We start from the raw sequence: 20096 nt of genomic DNA, 5'->3' as shown, positions 1-20096 counted from the left end.
GCTATTTATAAAACTAATTAACCTATTATTAAAATAAAATGATGAAGTGGGTGATGAGATGCCATATATTGATTCAACTCCTCAGGATTATCCCTCTAAGTTTGAAGAAGATAACTTGCAGGACGTATTTGCACAAATGTTAATTGATAACGGTTGGACGTTAGTGAGGAACTTTTATAAAGCTGCGGTAGATACAAGGGCGTACAACCGCCGAACGGATCAAGTCAATTATGCAATTGCAAGACATACCATTTTTAGAAATGCAGATGGGAAATTGCTAGGTTTTGCGACAATTAGCCAATTCCCTCTTAAGTACAAGTATGAGAAAAAACAGCCTATTCGTAGACCTCACGATGATACCGATCCTAATGATCCTAACTTTAAAATGAAACCTACTTGGGATGAATGGATTAAACAAAAGTATGTAGATAATACAACAAGAACAAACTTGTATTTCTATATGTTAGAGAAGTTACCAAACTCTAATCTTGTTAAAGAAGATGGTATTGTTTCTATCGTTACTATGCCAGGTATGGGTGGTACATCCTTTGAGCAAGACAGAGATAGGGATAGAGATGACTGGTCTAAGTGGTGGTATGAGTATTTTGAAGGAAACTACCATGTAGAAGATAGAGACTACGATCCAGAAGACTTAATTTATGAAGAAAAATTATTATCAGCTTCTCCTTTCCATGTAATACGTTCAGCACTAGATATTGAAGTGTTAGAAACACGTTGGGATACTGATATGCAAGAAGCGGTAATTGAAAAAGCTGATCCTCGTGTAATGCAGTCACCAATTGTTAAGACTACATTGCGCGCTGAATTTTTAGAGCATATAAACGATCCTTTATGGCATACGAACTGGTGGACAGATTCAGAAGTTCGTGTCAAAGGTCATATTGATAGCACAACATTTTTCCTAGTTCTTCAAGCTGATACAGCCCCTGTTTGGGAGAAGAATTTGGTTCCGACTATACCGCTATATTTCGGTAAAATAAATTCTTTAGATGGAGATAAAGATGAAGGCTATGCATTATTTTCAGGAACGATTCCACCTGTAAAGCGTGTGGATTCAACTAGAAAAGAAACTACATTTTCTTGGCGGAAAATTATGCCTGGAGATACAATCCTTTATGTAAATGATGCGACGAAATTACCTGAGGCACCAGCGTTGTTAACGATTAATGGTACAGAGGTAGTTAAACTTATTGAGAAAAAAGGTAACTATTTAACTGTTGAACGTGCGCAACTTGGAACATTCATGCGTGCACCTTATTGGGACACAGGTGCGACAATTGCTCGTCTATCGACTAACAACGCTAGCAAACGAGTGAAGAATGAAGATGTAGTATCTTTATTTGATTTTGATGATCCTGGCGCAACTGTTGGCGAAACAATTTATCCTTTACTTAAATTGTATCCACATCATTCTTCAAATGGTGTAGATTCTGTAATGGTTTCCCGTTCAAGATTTGGTGCACGTTATCAGGCTCACTATCTCTCATGGAACGCACCTTCGAACCAGCTACCACCAAATAGAGTAGATGAAATTGGTAAGAAATATCCGAGAGCATATAATCCGGTTGAAAAAACTAACAATTATAAATATCAATTTAATACTTCCCGATACTCAGATAAAGTACACTCCTCTCGAATTTATGTAGTTCATCCTGAAGAGGGTGTGAGGGGGTATTTAGATAAAGCAATTGGTTTTAACTCACAAGGAATGAGTGCAACGAACTTACGTGTTGCAAAACAAAACTGTCCGGAAAAAGTTTATGAAATGTATAAACCACATAGTATAGGTGCGGTATCTCCTCTAACGAAGCTACCTGTTACACCTTTCCGTCCTGTAGGTTTGGGGATTTATTCTGAGGACTTTAATCCAAATGAAGTTCCTCACGACATTAAGAATGATAAAACTCCTCCAGGAGAAGTGAAGATTACTAAAGTATTAAGTCCAATATCACAGACTATTGATGTAGAATTTGAACTTCCTACAGATAAGGATTTAAAGCATGTCAATATCTACTTAGATGGTAAGATCTATGCTACTGGAATTACTGGAACAACTTATTATAGATTAATGGGATTAAACACAGGATTTAAACCTGAGATCAAAATTACTACGGTGGATTCAGCCGGTAACGAATCTGTAGGTATTACTGCAACACCTATAGAGGTTTCTTAATAAATATAGAAGGGGTGACCAATATGTCATTAATTAATACAGATGGATTTTTCGATGTAGATTTGTCCGTGCAACTTCTACCTTTAGATTTAGAGAAGTTGTTTAATGCGGGAGGATGGAGTACTTTAGGGAAATACCGTGCGGTATCGCCTTTAACAGATGCAAATGGAAAGAAGGATCCATACCGAAAAACTTTTGCTGAAACTTTTCTATTTGAATCGAAAGGTAGTGATAAACAACATCGCTACTTTGGATTCACGACAGGTTATGGTGGAAATGTGAGAAAGCTTGGAGAGGAACCTGTAATTTCAAAAGATACATTTTTAGGTGAAATGAAGGATGTAACTCCTAGTGGGGCCAAAAAAACAAAGACAGTATTTGAATTTATGGTTAAACCCGTTATTCCTTCTAGTGTAATTTTATATCGTGAAGATGGTTCAATGATTGACCAAGCTACAACAAAGTATTTAATAGATGGAGAGAAAGGGACGGTAACATTCAATGATAGTCAAGTAGGTAAGGTTCTTTCTACATACTCGCTTACAGATAATGCTCCTGATCTAGTAAAACGCTTATGGTTCTTTACGTTTGAAGGATTTATCCCTACTCGATTTATTTTACGTTCTGAACGCCCTGACTTGGCTGAGTTAGAAGACAAAAAAGGTGGAGTATTTAGCTTTAAAATGAAGAAAGGGAACCAACGTATCCGCGAGAATTCATATAAGTTCTATGATAAATTAACTGGAACAGTACCTCTTGATTCCGCTGATTATACTGTGGACCATGAGGCCGGTACAGTAACGTTTTCAGGAGGAACTGAGCCGTTAGCATTATTCGCTGACTATGAACTAGAATATGTAAAAGATGCAAACGGTAATTATGGAGATATTGAAGTAAATAAGTTTAATCCGCAAGTTCCAACAGAACTTATGGGGGCAGCTTATGATGCAGTTCGCTTTGTTTATCCTTCATTACCAACAGCCGTATCGTTTATTCCGCAAAATGATATCGGTTTAGGATGGGGACGAGATTCTCAAGTTTATTATTGGGGAAATATTACAAAGGATCGTATCGTTTCTTACTTCCGTTTAGATCCTGCGCCGGATCCTGAAAGTACGTTCTTTGCACCATTATATATTGGACGTCTATCGACAATTGGTAAGACTCCTCGAATGAATAATGTAATTATTGGTGGAGCTCGTTCTGATGATGAGATTCAATATAAGGCGGGTATGAAATTAGGACGTAGTGTAGTTGACTATGGTGTAAATACATCTAATGGTAATAGTTCTGTACTTGTACAACGAACTGTTGGCGGGGCAATGTATCAAAAACACTATTTAGCATTTATTACTCATGATGCTGACGTAGATCCAAGCCATGAGTCTCGTTTTAATCCGTCTGTATATTCTAATAAATATCACATTTCGCCAATGTATATTGTTCATCCTTCTGATGGTTATGTGGGTAGACTAGATGAAGTTTATGCAATTCATCCAAAAAATATCTCACAATTAGATGAACTAGAAGTAAAAGAACGATCTGAAAACGAGCAAGTAGGTACAGGAGATGGAGCAATCAAAGAGTTTCATTTATTCCATAGACCTACAATCGATGATGAATTTGAAGTTCGCTTAGTAAGTTCAGCTGGATGTAATACGTTAACTAAAACGAATTATGTTGAATATAAAGCAGATACACCTCCAGCTGCTGGGAAATTTACAGTAGATGGTTCTACCAAACGATTAATTTTGGGTGATGCTCCAAAAGATCGCGTAGAAGTGATTGTTTCTTATAATTACGCCCAAACATATCGTTACACTTTAGCAGATACACCTAGAACACCTTTCCGTTTAGCGAACATGACTCCATATGCTCCTATTGGACTTGGTTTCTTAAAAGAAAATTTATAATAACCGCAACTAAGTCATGACTTGTACCGAATACTACGGTGCAAGTCTTACTTTGTCGAAAGGTGGGTGGTGGAAAATGAGTAACAGTAAGCATTATTTACTCAGTTTCACTACCCTTTTTTATAATAAAAAGGGATATGTATTCAGGTTCAATCGTCATCAAAATGTACCTAATCTAGATGTTGTCCCATTGGCTTTTGATCCTTGGAATAGGTATAGTGCGTTAGCTTTAGATGATATGAAAATGGGTACAAAAGTGAAACGAGCGGCTGGTGCGATGCACTCTGTATTAGCTGATTACAAAACTATATTTGAAGGCTCCAATTTAAATTTAGAAAAAGGTAGTCTTATTTATATAGCGGAGGTAGGAGAAGCGTTAACTAGAGGGGATAAAAGTGCACGACAAGGGAATTTAATAGAAATAACAGAGAATAAGGATTTTTACGCTTATTTTGGAGAGGTTATTAGTCAAATTAATACAAATCTAGTTAAGAAACTAAACAAATATGACTTGAAATCTAGTAAAAAGTCGATGATTCATACAGAAACTCCATTTGAATTTAAAAGTAGTAATAAGAGGGTTTATAGTGAAAGGAATTCGTATGATTTTGGCTTTTTGAAAGAGTTAATTGGAGAAAATATTAGTTTAGAACTACTCGAGTTATTACCGAGTTTTGGTCATAATCAAGTAAAAGAATTAGCAGATGTATTATTTAAAAGTGGGCAAATCAATACTGAAGAAAGGTTACTAACCTTACAATATGGCGAGAAAGTTGTAGAAATAGCAAAAGCTAATTTTTTAAAAGTGGTTTGGGATGCTCTCTATAGCCAATTGGATAAGGGTAACAAATTAAGTGAATTTGGGAAAGAGCCCAATAAGATTGAGAATTTTAAAGTTATTTTTACAAGTTATCCTGATGAAGGAATATTAAAAGGAAAAGATACACCAATTCAAGGCGTTCTGAATTTAGGAGATATAGGTGAATCCTATAAAGGGATTTTAGGTTTTCTAGAAAAGCATGAAATGAGTAATGGAAATAAGCTGTTATCAAGTAAGGTTGCAAATACTGAAACAGGATCTTTAATTGCATTAGAAGGAAACGTTTCTCAGGATAGTAGGGGGAATTATCATTTATATGGATTAGTCCCATTTGATGTATATGAGGCGTATATTGAACCTAAAATTTACGAGGGTGTGTCTCATATAGCTTCATTAAGTGAAGCTAGTGAAGTCTATAGATTAATGAATCAGAAAGCTTCATTAGATGAAACAAGAAACGTACATGATGTAATTATTCAGGGTTTAGGTGCAGGTAAGAATATTTCAGACGTAAGAGTAGATTCAATGACAGTGCCAAGGGCAAATGTGAATTATACTTTGAACGATTTTAGTCAGTACATTGGTAGTACCTCTTTCAAGTCTGTAAAACAGCTAATTCATAAAATGGAAGATAGTAAATCTTATCAGTATACGAAGAATAGTGAGAAATTTATCATTGCAGATAAGTATAAAAATGTTCAAAATAATTTATCAGGATTTGAATTAGGTCAGGTTTACCATTCTGGTTCTGAGTCACTGAATATGGAAAAAACACAAAGCAAATCATTTAAGTATGGATTTGAAGATTCAGTATTAAATAGTAACTTTAGTAGTCATTATCAAGCGAATGTTACTACTTTATTGGATAGCACAGAATTTATTCGTGAAGCAGAAAAGTTAAATCTATTTAGTGGGGATAGAAATTACCAAGTTGGTGAAAAGGTTGTTATAAATTCCGGTGAAACATTTCAGATTCAAAATGGTCATTTGAATAATTTAGAGAATGGCGCTAATCGTTATGCTTTTAAAGGGGAATTAATAGCTATAGAACAGGCCTTTAGCAATGAGGATATGATAGATGTTGAACTTAACGAGTTAAATACAATGCAAACTCACTCTTTATTAAAGGACGCTAAAATAGATGGTTTTTCTTCAAGTGTGTTGGAACAATGTGAAGATGTAGTGGTTACACATGTAGTAAAAAAGAGTGAAAAGAAAAAAACAAATGAAACAGAAATTGAACAAAATATTTCTGTTAAAAATAGTGTAGCTGATTATGAGGTAACTATAGAAAATGAAATTAAGTATCATCTAGATAAAGAATTTGACACATTTATTTCAACAACTATCTTAAGTGATCAAAGAGAAATCTTAGTTGATATTTCGAATGACTATGGAGATTTTGGGGAGATAGAGAAGAATTTAGAACTTTGTGTAGAAGAACAAAGTGTAGTAAATAAACCCGAAAAGAACATGGAAATTCAGCAAGACACACTGATTAATTCAAAACTTGAAAAGATATTTGAATCTTATATTCAAGATAGTAATGTAGTAAATCAATTGAAACAAGAAAAAGAAATAAATTTAGTGAAATATTTAGATGCTAAAAGTGAAAAGGTATTGAATACGGATGTATCAACCAGCATGATAGCAGATGATATACAGAGAGAAGAAAAAGCTCATGTTGATAATCTAATTGGATTGGAATTAGAAAATATAGTTGAAACCTATATTCAAAATAACGATTCAGCAGCGCTTGCAGAACGAGAAGAAGAGCTCAATGAAATATATCTAATTGATGCTGTTCTAGATAATACAAGAGACTTGTATTTATTAGATAGTAATAGAGCGAATCAAACTGATCATAAAGAACAAGTATATATTGAGAAGTTAGTTAGTTCGAAACATGAAAAGATATTAGAAACGTATGTGCAAAGCGGTAATATGGCAGAACAAAATGAAAATAGAAAAGAAACGCTTGAGACGTATGTACAAAATAGTAATAAAGCAAAACGAATGAACGAAGAAGAACTACATGTCGAGAAGCTATTAAGCACTAATCTTGAAAAAACGTTAGAAACGTATGCGCAAAGTGGTGAGATAGCAGAACAAATTGAATACGAAGAAGAAACAGCTGTAGAGAAACTGTTAGGCATGAATCTGGAAGAAACGCTAGAAATGCATGTGCAAAGTATGGATAGATTGGATCAATTACAACGTGAAGAAGAACTACATGTCGATAAACAACTAAGTATGAATTTGGAGAAAATACTAGAAACGTATGCGCAAAGTGGTGAGATAGCAGAACAAATCGAACGCGAAGAAGAAACAACAGTAGAGAAATTGTTAGGCATGAATCTGGAAGAAACGTTAGAAATGCATGTGCAAAGTATGGGTAGATTAGACCAATTACAACGTGAAGAAGAACTGCATGTCGATAAACCGCTAAGCATGAATCTTGAAAAAACACTAGAAACGTATGTGCAAAATGGTGAGATAGCAGAACAAATTGAACGCGAAGAAGAATTACACGTCGATAAATTACTAGATATGAATCTGGAAGATACGCTAGAAGTGTATATGCAAAGTGACGATAGGGCATTTCAAAATCTTCGTGAAGAGGAAAATTACCTCATTAATCTAAGTACAGCAAAATCTGATGGGATAATTGATAGTGTTGTCTATAAGGAAAATACAATGTCGAATATGGCTGAAAAAGAAAATGATATTTTATTGGATTATGTATCAGAAGGTATAGTAGGAGAGACTTATGAAACGTTAATAGAAGAGGTAGAATCATTAATTATTCATAAAGAATATGAAACAATGATACAAGATGTAGAAAACGCATTAAGTGGAAGTGAAATCCACGTTGCAGTAGAAAGAAAACATTTTGCTCATCTGTTTAACATATTTGATATTGAAATGAACAATCAAGTACTAACCAATGTAGGGAAAGAAAAGGATGCTACCATTGAAGATACAGTTTCAGGTAATCAAACAAATGAAATTGGAGTTGTAGTTACTGATGAGGCTCTTATGAGTTTGGGAGATACTTATGAGTCAATTATTGATCCTACTATTAAAGGTGAAATGGGTGCAACTATAGACACTGTAGTTATAGATGCGAATTTAGCAGATCACCATGCAGCAAATGAAGTGGATATTGCAACAATTGAATTCGTAAATAGTGGTAATGATAGAGAAACAACATTAGAAGAAATAGAGTTTGCAGGTTCAGAAAGTAATTTCGAAACTACTATAAATCACTATGATTTTGCGAGTAATAGTCAAGAAACAGATTCAACTATAAATAATAATGAAATGGCAATTTCGGGAATTCATGTAGATACAGAGGTAGAAGAAAGTACCTTAGCAGAATGTAATGTATTCTTAGATGTTATCGAAGAACAATTTGATAAAACAATATTACGTAAAAATAGAAAAATGACAATAGAAGATGAAATGCAAGCAGAACAGGTAAATAAGAAGAAAATCAGGATTTTCCAAGAAGAAGAGGGAAGTTCAAGTAATGCTTCTATAATGATATTGGACGAAGAAGAACAGATAAAAATTAATTCTGCTTCAAATATCACAATAGATAGTGAAAATACAACGAGAAAATTAATATCAAATACAATGTCTATAGAAGATGAAGAATTGTTAAATATTAATAAAGAGAATTATGGATTTATCGATGGAATTGATGAGGGAATGCATTCGAATTCAAATATAATTTCTATAGAAAATGAAGTTGATTTAAATATTGAAAGACAGCATGAAATGAATGTAATTGATGAAGATGATACAGGTATAGGATTACCTGAACCAGATAAGCCATGGGATGAAAAAGAAAAGGATAAAGTATGGCTCATTATGGGTAAACCATTCCCTGCATGGAATGGTTGGAATATCAAGAAGACGCGATAGGAGGAAGTTACTATTGAGCATTCATAGGGTTCAGACTGGACTTATTTTTGACGATAATTTTGAAACACTTGATTCACGTTGGATCATATCCCCTACTGACTCTTATACGTACAGTGATTCTGATAAACAATTAGTACTTAAACACAACTCTACTGATAGAAGTACAAATGCTCTATTTTCTCTTCCTCAAAATGAAGATGAATTGTTACTACAAGTGCATTCGAACTATACACCAAAATATTTGGGAGATGAAGGTGGTCTCGTTATTTGGAAGAATGCTCTTGAGAAAATTGAGTTTTTGGAAAGTGAAGATAGCATTCATGAGAATACCTATAATATTTGGAGAACAGTAAAAAAACAAAATCTGTGGACCTTTTTTGCAGAGCGAGGAAATGCGTGGGAGCTATTTGACTCAACAATTTGTATCGATCCAGCTATGGCTGGAGTTGTATTAAAAGGGACGCCAAGAGATGGGTATACACCCCTTATCGTAGAAAGGGTTATCCTGTGTAAGGGTACCAATATTAGTGTTGGTAATTTAAATAGTTTTTATAAAGTTGAGTTAATTGATTATGAAAGAAATGTTGTAACTACTCAAATAGTTCCAGATGGATATTCAGGTATAGGCATCGAATTACCTACCATTCCTTTTAAGGGGAAAATTAGAGTTTACGATAAGAATGAGACAGGTGAGTATGTTTTAATAGATGAACAAAAAGAATACGCTGAAATGTACGGCGGCGATCTGTTTTTAAGAGGTACAAATTTAAAAGTCAAATGGAAAGGCCAAGAGTTAAGTGAAACAAAAGCTACACATTTAGGTGCACTGAAAAGTGACATAATTGAACAAAAATTGACTGTCTTAAACGATACTTCGGGAAATGTAGCGGAGAATATTGAAATTCAGATTGCTGTTTATAAAAAAGAGTTTGGCTGGGAATGGTGTGATCTTGCCACAGACAACAACGGTACTCCTAATCAATATGAAGATACAACAATACGTATAGGAACGTTACATGAAGGAGAATCAAAGGATTTTTGGGTGAGAATTGCTAGGGTCGATACAACCGATCCTGAAAAAATAAAACAACAGATGAGACCTTCACACTTCTTCTTGGAAATAAGAAACGAATAAGGGGTGGCTAAATGGGAACAAGAATGAAGCTCCATAGATATAGTCCTATCACAAAAGATTGGGATGAAATATTACACGTTGTTGATCAGGATTTCGTGAAAACATATGGTACATCAAATCCTATTTTACCAGTTGGTCATACTTATGAACCAAATAAAGGGTTATTAAAAGTGTATTATAATGGCCGGCGTTTACTAAGCGGAGTTGATTATATTGAGCTGGATGATTATCACATCCATTTAGGTGTAGGTTCAAAAAGTGAAGAGCGTTCTATACAGCTACAAATTGGTGATGAGGTGTACATAGAAGTCTATAAAAACCAATATTGTAGTAGGGGGCAAGCTACTATTAGTGGAACGCAATTTTATGACTTACAAAAGGAAGTATATGATGCTCGGCAATTCAGAGAGAGTGATAAGCCTCATATTTCATTAGATGCACGTTTAGATGAAATACAACGCCAGTTAGAATTGGTGTACGGTGGTAACTCTAGTGTAGATATAGATTACGAATATAACGAAAGAGGTCAAATTATTCGTGAAATTATCACGGGAGATCATACTATTATTCGAGAGTTTACGTATTATGAGAACGAGGCACCTATGGTAAAGGGTGAATTGAAAACAGAGACTGTATATTATACAGATGGTCTTGGAAGTCTATCTCAACAGGTTACAAGGGAATTTTCATATGATCCTGCAACTAGAAGACTATTAAAGACAACAGTACGAGGGGATAGCTAAGTCTATCCCTTTGTTAATTTCCAATGGAAAGTTCTTATAATGACAGTGCATACCTCGATTTATAAGGAGGATAAATTTATGGATTTTATTGCTTACAATAGAGCGCATCTCAATAACAGGCGTATACGGAAGCTTGACGATAAAGTGATGGTATTTGTTGTGCCATCTATTGTACAAGTAGGTATTGTTCGTACAGAATTACGTTTCCCTTATGAGGGAGAGTTAATTGATGCATATGTAACGTGCGGCACGATGGGAGAATCAAAAACGTGTATTGACATTGAAAGATGCAGTCAAAGTTCATATGATACAACACCTATTTGGCATAGCATTCTTGCTGATGAACTTGTTATTGATGGAAAGAGCAAATCTAATCGTACGTCCTCTACACCATATTCTTTTAAACCGTCACAACTAGCTGTTAATCGTGATGATCACTTTAGAATCAATATCAAAGAGGTAGGTAAGGGTGTAAAAGATATTACTGTAGAGTTGGTAGTTGAATTAGCTCTCGAAGAATAATAAATAATTCATCACAACTTTATAAAGAGATGTAGCGATAATTAAAGTGTAAATAAAAATTAGGAGGTCATTTATATGCCAGCACCACAAGTGAATTGGAGAAAACAAGACAACTCAGGAGCTGTACCGTCTTGGAATATTGGGACCATTGATGCAGGAACACCTTCCTCTGATTTTGGAGTATTAATTTGGAATAATTTTGCGGGAACAACAGATTTATCAACTATGACAAACTGTACTATTACGACAAAAGATAGTGCAGGTGGTAACACAGGTGAATTGGTAACAAATAAATGGGTTGAGGTGACTGTTGCATCCGCAGGCGAAACGGGTCGTACACCTATTGGAGGTAATTCTACTCATCCAATTCAAGCAGGAGGAAATTCAACGAATACTGATGGTACGTTTTCTCCAAATGCAAATGAAATTTTAGGTGTTAAAAATGATGGTAATAAAACTAGTGCAAAAGGTAACTATGCAGAAGTTATCCTTCGTGCCAATGTTCCAGGTAACGCGACAGCAGGAAACGTAGCATTCTTAACACGTGTTGCATATCAATACGTATAAAAAATAGTTACTTCAATGCAATGAGGTAGGGGGAAGCAAATTGATTTTACAAAATGATAAATATACACATTCTCCTGTGGCACAGGATTTTATCTGGGTGGCTGAGTATCCTGACGGTACTCATCTCCCAGAATTTGATTTTAATACAAAAGAAGAGAATAGCTTTTATAAGATTGATAGAAAAAAGCTTTTCCGATTCGGGTTAATTGGTCATGGTAATAAAATTTATTTTGAACGTGATGGTATTTTCAGTATAGCAGGTCATCGCATTCAGTTCTTTTATGAGTTTGATGGAAAAACTATACCTTTAAATGGTGATTTTAAGTATGACATTAACGATATTATCACATTTAAAGATGCAGAAGCATCAGGACTTGTGGCTGGTTTTCAGGGAAACGGAATGCTATCGAACCGTATCACTCATTACAGCTTGGGTTATAAAACGAATATTAATGTTGAGGGTATTAACTTTCATTTTAAACCCATTGTAAAACTTCCACTTAACCAACCTGCCATGATTAATTTACGAATGGTAGCTGATCAGAAATTAGATGGAAAAGTGATTATAGTAAATAATGGACGAGTAGCTTTTGAAACTAAAGCGCCTCTTGAACCTAATAAAGGTGGTGAATTGAATTGGATCATTCAGTAAAGTTAACAAGAGAACAACTTCTAAATACCCTTTATGGTACGTCTTATAACATGGATGGGAGTGTAGTAAAAGATACTGAAACGATTCGAAACTACACAATAGAAGTGATAGATAAAAAAGTTCACTTAAAAACATTCAATATACCTGTTCAAATCTTAGTAGAAAACGAATGGTGTGATATTGAAAGTGTAGTAAGTGATGAAGATTTAAGTCTAATATATTCAACATTTCAAGAAGTTCATCTGGACAGTGAAATAATTTTAGATACAGATGATCCAACAGGTATTTCTGTAAGAAGTCGAGAACGAGTTCGTGATTTATCTAATTTAATTTCTGAAGCAGGAATTGATTTGCCACGGGAATTTACTTGGGTAGACGGGGCATCTGAAACAAGTGGTGTGATTATTTTACCCCAAGATGATTATGATAAAGTATTTATTGCTACTGATCCGGACAAAGATGGAAATCCTTTAATTGTCTTTATTGAACAAAAGACAGAAAAGAATCAAGAAAGACCATACTTTGTAAAAGAAAGAGGTAAGACATATATATATGTTGACCATTTCTCTGGTGGAGGGGGGACGCAGTCTAGTCCCTATTTAGTTGAAGATGAAAAAGATTTACATAATGTCCGAAGTAACTTAGGTGCTTACTACACGCAAACAAAGGATATTATTATGACTAGTTATCAAACTGGTTCAGGTTTTACACCAATTGATAATTTCAAAGGCTACTATGACGGCGCTGGTTACGATATTAAAGATTTATACATTAAAAATACGACTTCTAATGTTGGACTATTTGGGACACAATTAAGTGGAACTATTAAACGTGTTCGATTAATTAACGTAAACATTGTAGCTAACGGTTCTATAGTAGGGGCTTTAATAGGAAAGTCTGATGGAGATATTGAGGATTGTGCTGTAATTTCAGGAACAGTTAAAAATGACGGAAGTTCTGCTGGTCACACAGGAGGTTTAGTTGGCTACCAAAATGCAGGGAAAATCTTAAGAAGTTACAGCCATGCGGACGTTATGTCTACAGGTAATAATTGTGGTGGTTTTGTAGGAAGTGTCACTGGTGGATCTGTCTTTGAGTGTTTCTCAACAGGTTCTGTTACTGATTTAACTGTTGCTAAAAATGCCTCAAATCATGGAGGTTTTGTAGGTTATGTAGGTTCAGGAAGTGTATCAAATTGCTACTACAACCTTACAAAACAAAGTGGGATAGCTAAAGGTGACGGGACGGCATTAAATGAATCAGAAATGAAAAAAGCATCTTCGTACCCCTTTGATTATCAGAATTTTTGGTATATTGGTGATTATAAGGTTAATAAAGGGTATCCTGAAAACCGAAAGTTTATTAAATATAAGAAGGGAAAGGGGACTTCAACTGATCCGTTTCTCATTTATAATCAATTTGATTTAGAACAAGTACGGCACTTTGCCAATAAACATTTCCGTATGGAAAACGATATTGTATTGGACTATCCAAAAACGGGTCCCGGTTGGCTACCGATTGGAAGGGGAATGAGTAATTATAATAACGGTTGGTGGGCTAATATTTTTGAAGGAACGTTTGATGGAAATAATAAAGCTATAGGTAATCTTTATATGTACCGACGTTCACACACAAATGCTGGGTTGTTTGAGCAATTATCTAATTACGCTATTGTAAAAAATTTTACTATTATTGACGTTGATATCGAAGTGGGTAATAAATCAGGTATTGTGGTAGGGAAAATGGAGGGTAACTCTCAATTAATAAATGTAAGTGTAAGAATGTTTAATTCATTTAATTATAAAGCTTTTGCTAGTTTAAGTGACGGATCTGGTTCAGGAGGATTGGTTGGTGTTATGGATGAAGAGACTATTATAGAAAACTGTCACTTCGATGCCCCTATTCAACAGCAAAGTGGTCACTTTGGAGGTATTGTTGGCTGTACAGGTCAAAAAGCTGTTATATCTAAATGTACTGTATCGGGTATCTTTGATCAAGTCAATGGAGATATGGGGGGAATTATTGGCAATATACCTTATATAGGGTTTCCTAGTAGACTTGCTCAAAATATAAAGGTACAGGATTGTGTAGTTCATGCTGATATGCGTCAAGCTTCTTATTCGTCTGGTGTTGTAGGGGGAGTTCACTTTAGAAAGGGTGATTATTATAATGTTAATAGAAATAGCAGCTACGGAGTTTGGGGTGTAACCCTTTCTAAAGTCATTATAACAGGCCATGCAAAAGCATCAGCTCTAAGTAATTGGATTCTTGATTCCAATTATGGTGGACAGACCCCTGATGCATCATATTTCATTTCAGAATGGACTATTGATAATAGCTTTTATAATAGAGACAGGGTGAGTGGTGGAACCTATAATGCTCTTACAGCTAAATATACACCAGAAATTCGACATCCTTCCACTTACGGTGCCTATAACTTCGTGAATATTTGGGCATTCGATGAAAAAAATCGAGATGGGGATCCCGTATTAATAAAACACATCCCACCAAAACTTCCGATTTTAGGTTTTAGAAATGAAATAGGCCTGTACTATACTGATGAAGCCGGTAATATTTTACGATATTTAGAATATGGAACTTTGGTAGCGGGTAGTACATCTGAGGCTTATCCAGTATGGTTGCAGAATAATGCTGATTTTCCTGTAAAAGATATGAAGGTCTGGGTCGATCCACCTACAGTAAAACCAGGTATCACAGTCCAATTAAGTTTATCAAACAATCCTTTTGTACCTGTAGATGAAATACCTTTCCCTGGAACTATACCTATTGGAGATGCTAGACAGTTTTATATTAGGTTCTTGTCCGAAGTTACAGTAACAGAGGGTGGTACATTTGATATGAAGGCAAAAGCAAGTCCTGCTTAATAAGCTTTTCATCTCAATACAATGGGATTGGATGTGATTAGAATGGCATATCCGTTAAAGGGACTGACCTTACATTTACACTCTGCGTTAGCTAACCAAGGTTACTCACAGGGTGTAAATACAATCCCTGTTAATTCTTGGTTTGATTTAGCAAGAAACGGGCATAACGGAAGTTTGATAAGTTTTAACTTCTCGCAAGATAAGACTTGGACAGGTATGAATATACCTACGGACCCTTATTCACTTTATTTTAACGGCCTTAACAATCACGTGGTAATTCCTAATCATTTAGAATTACTCCCAACAGACTCAGGTTTTACTTTTGAAACTTGGGTCAAACCAGTTAAGTCAGGTTATATCGCATCTTATGGTGCAGGTAGCGAGCGGGGGTTTTCACTTTATTTTGACTTAGATACGCGTGAAATTCAGGTTCAAATAACGACAGAAACAAAGAAAATGTCTTTTGTTTTTGCTGAAGTTAACGTAAAAGCTTGGCAACACGTGACTTTGCTGTATGATGGGGAACGCTTATGGGGTATGATCAATGCAGCTCCGCAGGGCTTTAGCTTACCTGTATTGGGGGAATATATTAATACAACAGCCCCATTAGTATTAGGTAAATCATCAACAGCAAATAATAGTTATTTTGAAGGGAATATAGCAACTTTTAGAATATATCAAAGAGCACTTAGTTGGGATGAGGTAACGAATAGTTACAATGCAGGTTTTCTTATTACCGACAATAAAAGTGAACTATCTTCTAAGGGATTAGTATTATGGCGTGATGAGATAGAAGCTACCTTAAATGTAAGCATGATGTCCCGGGCAACAGCGAAATATGAGACAGCCAAAGTAGATAGTCAAAATATAAAAGGCTTCATAGATATTATGAAACCTGAAGATATGATAGGTTCTATTATAATTAATCCAAGTATTAGAATAGCCGCTAACTATGAGATTGATAAATTCGGAGAAAACGATTTAGTTGCTACAATTAGTGTTACACATTTCCAAAAAGATTTAAGATGTATATTAAATATCAATCCTATCAGTTATATGCGTTCTGAATATAATATGGAGGGTTATGGATCTAGCGATTTAAAATCAGAAATTAGAGTATGTACACATAATAATCTATTTTCAAATATATCTATTAACCCTTATGCCAAATTAGTAGGTCATTATGAGATTGATGAACAATATATTTCAAGTTTACTTTCTGAAGTAAATGTATTGACGTATCCTGCACATTTAAAATCAAACATTATAGTGAATATGAAAGAAATTCATTTGTCTGCTAAGTATGAAACGGACAAAGCTTCATATCATGATTTTAAAGGTGCCATTTCTGTAACATATTTTAAAGATTTACCTTCCAATATTGGAGTTAATATAAATGTAGATAGATTAGTAAGGGCTACATATTTTACTGAGCCTTCGTATTATAGTGATCTTTATTCCGAGATTTTTGTAATGGGTACGAATAACTTGGAATCAAGTATACACATTTCTACTAATTCATCTATAAGAGCAACCTATGGAATAGATGGTATTACCATTAGAGATTTCCCTGCAAATCTTACTGTAAGAGCTGTACAGGAACTTCTCTCTACCATTAACGTGACGACCCGTTCATCCATGAGAGCACAGTATGGTATGTCTGGGATTATTATAGATGATTTGGTTTCAAAAATTACTATTACTAGCCTTTCAGAGCTCGATGGTACCTTAACGGTAGCTGTAAAAGGAATAATGTCTGCCAGTTATGAAATTTCTCCAATCTTTATAGCAGATTTACCTATGGATTTAGGGATTAAAGAGTGGAATGAATTATATGGAGACATGTTCATTAATTTGAAAAACAGTATGATGGCTACCTATGAAATAGCGCCTATTTATTTTGAGTGGTTATCATCTGAGTTATCGATTAGAGTAACTGAAAATTTACAATGTAAATTGTTTGTCTCTAAGCCATTCGTATTAAGGGCTAGTTATGGCATGATGGAAAGGCCAAAGTTTAATATGAAACTGTATCCGAATAAGGATGCATTTGTTCGTGAATTTTTCCCGAAATTAAACTATGGTTCAGAAACACAGATGTATATAGGTAGGACTGGATCACCGTTTCCTGAGAAATATCGTTCCCTTGTTGGATTTGATATTTCAACAATACCTACAGTAAATACTGAAATAGGTAAAGCTATTTTACGACTGTATTATGATGGGAGAGGCCAAGGTTCTCAGTATGTCCAGATCACCGAAAGTAATAGTCAATGGAATGAAACAGGTGTAACGTGGGCTAACCAACCTCAAGCTGCAATAGATGGATTTTCTGTAACTAGAGTAATAGGTGGAGCAGCTGGATACGTAGAGTTTGATGTTACGCAGTTAGTTAAGCAGTGGCATATAAATGAAAAACCTAACCTTGGTTTCTTAGTGCGGGCAGTAGAAGAGTCCGAAAATTTATCTAGAGGATTTTATACAAAAGAAGCAATCGAGCGAAGACCGGAGTTAGAAGTTACATACTATGACATGCAGATATATTCTGATGATCATGCGTATATTTCAGCAGAAATCACAATTATTCAGAATAAGGTAAAAGATTTAATTGGTAACATTCTTGTTAGAGATAATAAAGGATTTGGTAATCTAGTATCTAGTTTACATGTTCATCAACCTAGGGAGTTAGAATCCCGAATTTGGATTAACCACCCACAAATTATAGGTAGTATTGTATCTAGACAGAAAGATTTTAGTGAAATTCTTGCAAAAATAGCTATTAAAACAATAGGTGCATCTGACCTTGATGGTTATATTCGTGCCAATGAAATAGAAAAACGTTCGAGTATTTATGTTCTTTATAGAAACGATTTGAGCACTAATATTACCGCTCGTGTATGGGGGAACCCTATAGTTAATGGTGGGCAAATAGCCTCTACTATGAGTATTACTGAAAATAATAAAGTCTCTAGTGTTTATGTTCTTTATAGGGATGATCTCATTTCTAATTTTGATATAAGGGTATGGTCTAATGATACTGACTTGCAAAATAATATACTCATGGAATTTGAAATCACACGTAGTTTTGAGTTGCCTGGTAGTTTAGATGTTAAAGAGCGAGTTGAATTAGATAGTACAATTGGAATTAGGGTTGAAGAATGTACCGATCAACTTTCTGAAATGTACGTTAAGTATAGAGTGGATTTAGAAGGTTATGGTAACATAGGAAATCCTAATTTAAAAACGTACATTAATGTTTGGGAGAAATCTCTATTAAATGGCCATGTAATTGCAAGACAAAATATTGAGAACAATCTTCCTGCGACTATTCATATTCCGCTAGGTGGGTGGGAGGAAATTCCTTCTTCGATTAATCTACGCATGATGTATGATGTTCCAGGTATTGTAACAGTAAACTCAGGTAATTTACAATCGTTTATTACGATTCCTATTAATGCGCAAAAAAATCTGGTTTCCATGTTAAATGCGCGAGTAAGAAGAAGCTCAGATTTAGACAGTATATTTGAAATAAATTCAGGTAACTTCTATTCAGAACTAACTGTAAGAGCTATAGGTCATATAGATTTTAGAGGTTATGTAAGAGTTAAACAAAATACTGAAGATAGGCTTCCGATTAAGGGGTATGTAAGGCCTTGGGTTAACTTGTTCTCTAGCATTACTGCTAGTAAGCCACGGTATAGAGATTTAGCCTCTTCTATTAGAATAAGGCAAACTGGTGCAGTGATACTAGAAAACTCTATTGTAGTAAGGGTATGGGGTGACTCTTGGCTTGATGGCGGACAACTAGATGGAACAATAGCTATTCGAATATGGGATAACCAGAATCAAGAATCAAGTATTAGTATTAGACGAAGTGCTGAAATCGGATTAAATGGATTTATTCAAGCTAAACAAGTTAGTGATTTACCTTCCGAGATTGCTGCAAGACAAATTGCCTTAGCAGATTTAGCTTGTGAAATAGCTTGCTATGATCATTTTAATTTGTTCGGGAACGCAACCGTTAGAGTATGGGGAGATTCTCAAACAGATGGTGGTTTACTCAATGGTGAGATTACCGTAAGACAGTCTTCGAATAGTAATCTTGTTGGTTTAGTTGAAGTATTTGAACATTACAGTGTAAATTCCACGCTTATTGTAAGACAGAGTGATAAGACAGATGTAAGCAGTACAATTGCAGTAAGACGATCAGCTTCATATGATAAACTTGGAACAGTAGCTGTAAGACAGTCTGATAAAAGTGACTTACAAGCTTACAATTTCTTTGTAAGACAAAGTGATGAATCACAGATATCGGTAACAGCTTTAATTAAGCGTGTTAGCAATTTAGAGAGTAGTATTGAGGTCGTAACAGCATATCCTTATGCTTATATAATGTAAAAGAGAAAAATAGCCTACCATTTCATTGGGTAGGCTATTTTTTATAATTAAATTCTTATAATTTCTATTGAATAAGATAATAATTTTATAAATATATGAATCCTATAAAATCTTATGATTTTGTTGTAAGATCCAATTTTCATTGTCTAAAGAACTTTCAATGGCTTAATTAAAGTACCTTTTCTTAACGTATTGTATTGTAGATAGTGTTTCTCTAAGAAAGGTGTAACCTTTTTATTTTTGAGTAATGTGAGAGGGAATATATACATTTTCTACTTAAATTCTTTAACAGCGTAAATATATTCAATGTAGAAAGTTAGTTTTATGTATACTGACT

General features: G+C 34.7%; 10 protein-coding genes. All 10 read left to right on the top strand.

Translation table 11 applies throughout. The features are described from left to right. The first annotated feature begins 58 nt into the window (after window positions 1-58). The 10 genes from B9A45_RS21080 to B9A45_RS21035 all read left to right on the top strand — a co-directional run bounded on the left by B9A45_RS21080 (window position 59) and on the right by B9A45_RS21035 (window position 19759). On the top strand, window positions 59-2194 hold the full coding sequence (locus B9A45_RS21080) for a hypothetical protein (RefSeq protein ID WP_084064844.1): 2136 nt from the start codon (window positions 59-61) through the stop codon (window positions 2192-2194). Between the two features lie 23 nt (window positions 2195-2217). Then, window positions 2218-4107 carry a hypothetical protein gene (locus tag B9A45_RS21075; RefSeq protein WP_084064840.1) on the top strand — a complete coding sequence of 630 codons (1890 nt, stop codon included), beginning with the start codon at window positions 2218-2220 and terminating at the stop codon, window positions 4105-4107. 76 nt (window positions 4108-4183) lie between these two features. Beyond that, entirely contained in the window at window positions 4184-8857 is a 4674-nt protein-coding gene (locus B9A45_RS21070) for a hypothetical protein (protein ID WP_084064837.1), read from the top strand. Window positions 8858-8870: 13 nt separating this feature from the next. Next, the gene (locus B9A45_RS21065; RefSeq protein WP_000022190.1) at window positions 8871-9992 is read left to right on the top strand and encodes a hypothetical protein; all 1122 of its coding nucleotides are present in this window, start codon (window positions 8871-8873) and stop codon (window positions 9990-9992) included. A gap of 11 nt (window positions 9993-10003) precedes the next feature. Continuing rightward, a complete protein-coding gene (locus B9A45_RS21060) occupies window positions 10004-10735 on the top strand; it encodes a hypothetical protein (protein WP_000537243.1) in 732 nt (243 codons plus the stop codon). Between the two features lie 78 nt (window positions 10736-10813). Next, on the top strand, window positions 10814-11257 hold the full coding sequence (locus B9A45_RS21055) for a hypothetical protein (RefSeq protein WP_006916875.1): 444 nt from the start codon (window positions 10814-10816) through the stop codon (window positions 11255-11257). Between the two features lie 75 nt (window positions 11258-11332). Further along, window positions 11333-11824: a hypothetical protein gene (locus B9A45_RS21050; RefSeq protein WP_001111328.1), complete on the top strand. Its 492-nt coding sequence runs from the start codon at window positions 11333-11335 to the stop codon at window positions 11822-11824. 40 nt (window positions 11825-11864) lie between these two features. Beyond that, window positions 11865-12476 carry a hypothetical protein gene (locus B9A45_RS21045; protein ID WP_000602963.1) on the top strand — a complete coding sequence of 204 codons (612 nt, stop codon included), beginning with the start codon at window positions 11865-11867 and terminating at the stop codon, window positions 12474-12476. After that, complete coding sequence (locus tag B9A45_RS21040; protein WP_084064834.1) at window positions 12461-15361, top strand: M26 family metallopeptidase; 2901 nt, start codon at window positions 12461-12463, stop codon at window positions 15359-15361. The genes B9A45_RS21045 and B9A45_RS21040 overlap by 16 nt, the downstream gene beginning before the upstream one ends. A 42-nt stretch (window positions 15362-15403) precedes the next feature. Then, complete coding sequence (locus tag B9A45_RS21035) at window positions 15404-19759, top strand: DNRLRE domain-containing protein (protein WP_084064830.1); 4356 nt, start codon at window positions 15404-15406, stop codon at window positions 19757-19759. Window positions 19760-20096 lie beyond the last annotated feature (337 nt).

It is taken from the genome of Bacillus sp. JKS001846 (genome assembly GCF_900176455.1).
In the GTDB taxonomy this organism is placed as follows: Bacteria; Bacillota; Bacilli; order Bacillales; family Bacillaceae_G; genus Bacillus_A; species Bacillus_A cereus.
The sequence above is the reverse complement of the archived record's forward strand: the minus strand, read 5'-3'. Positions and strand labels throughout refer to the sequence as shown.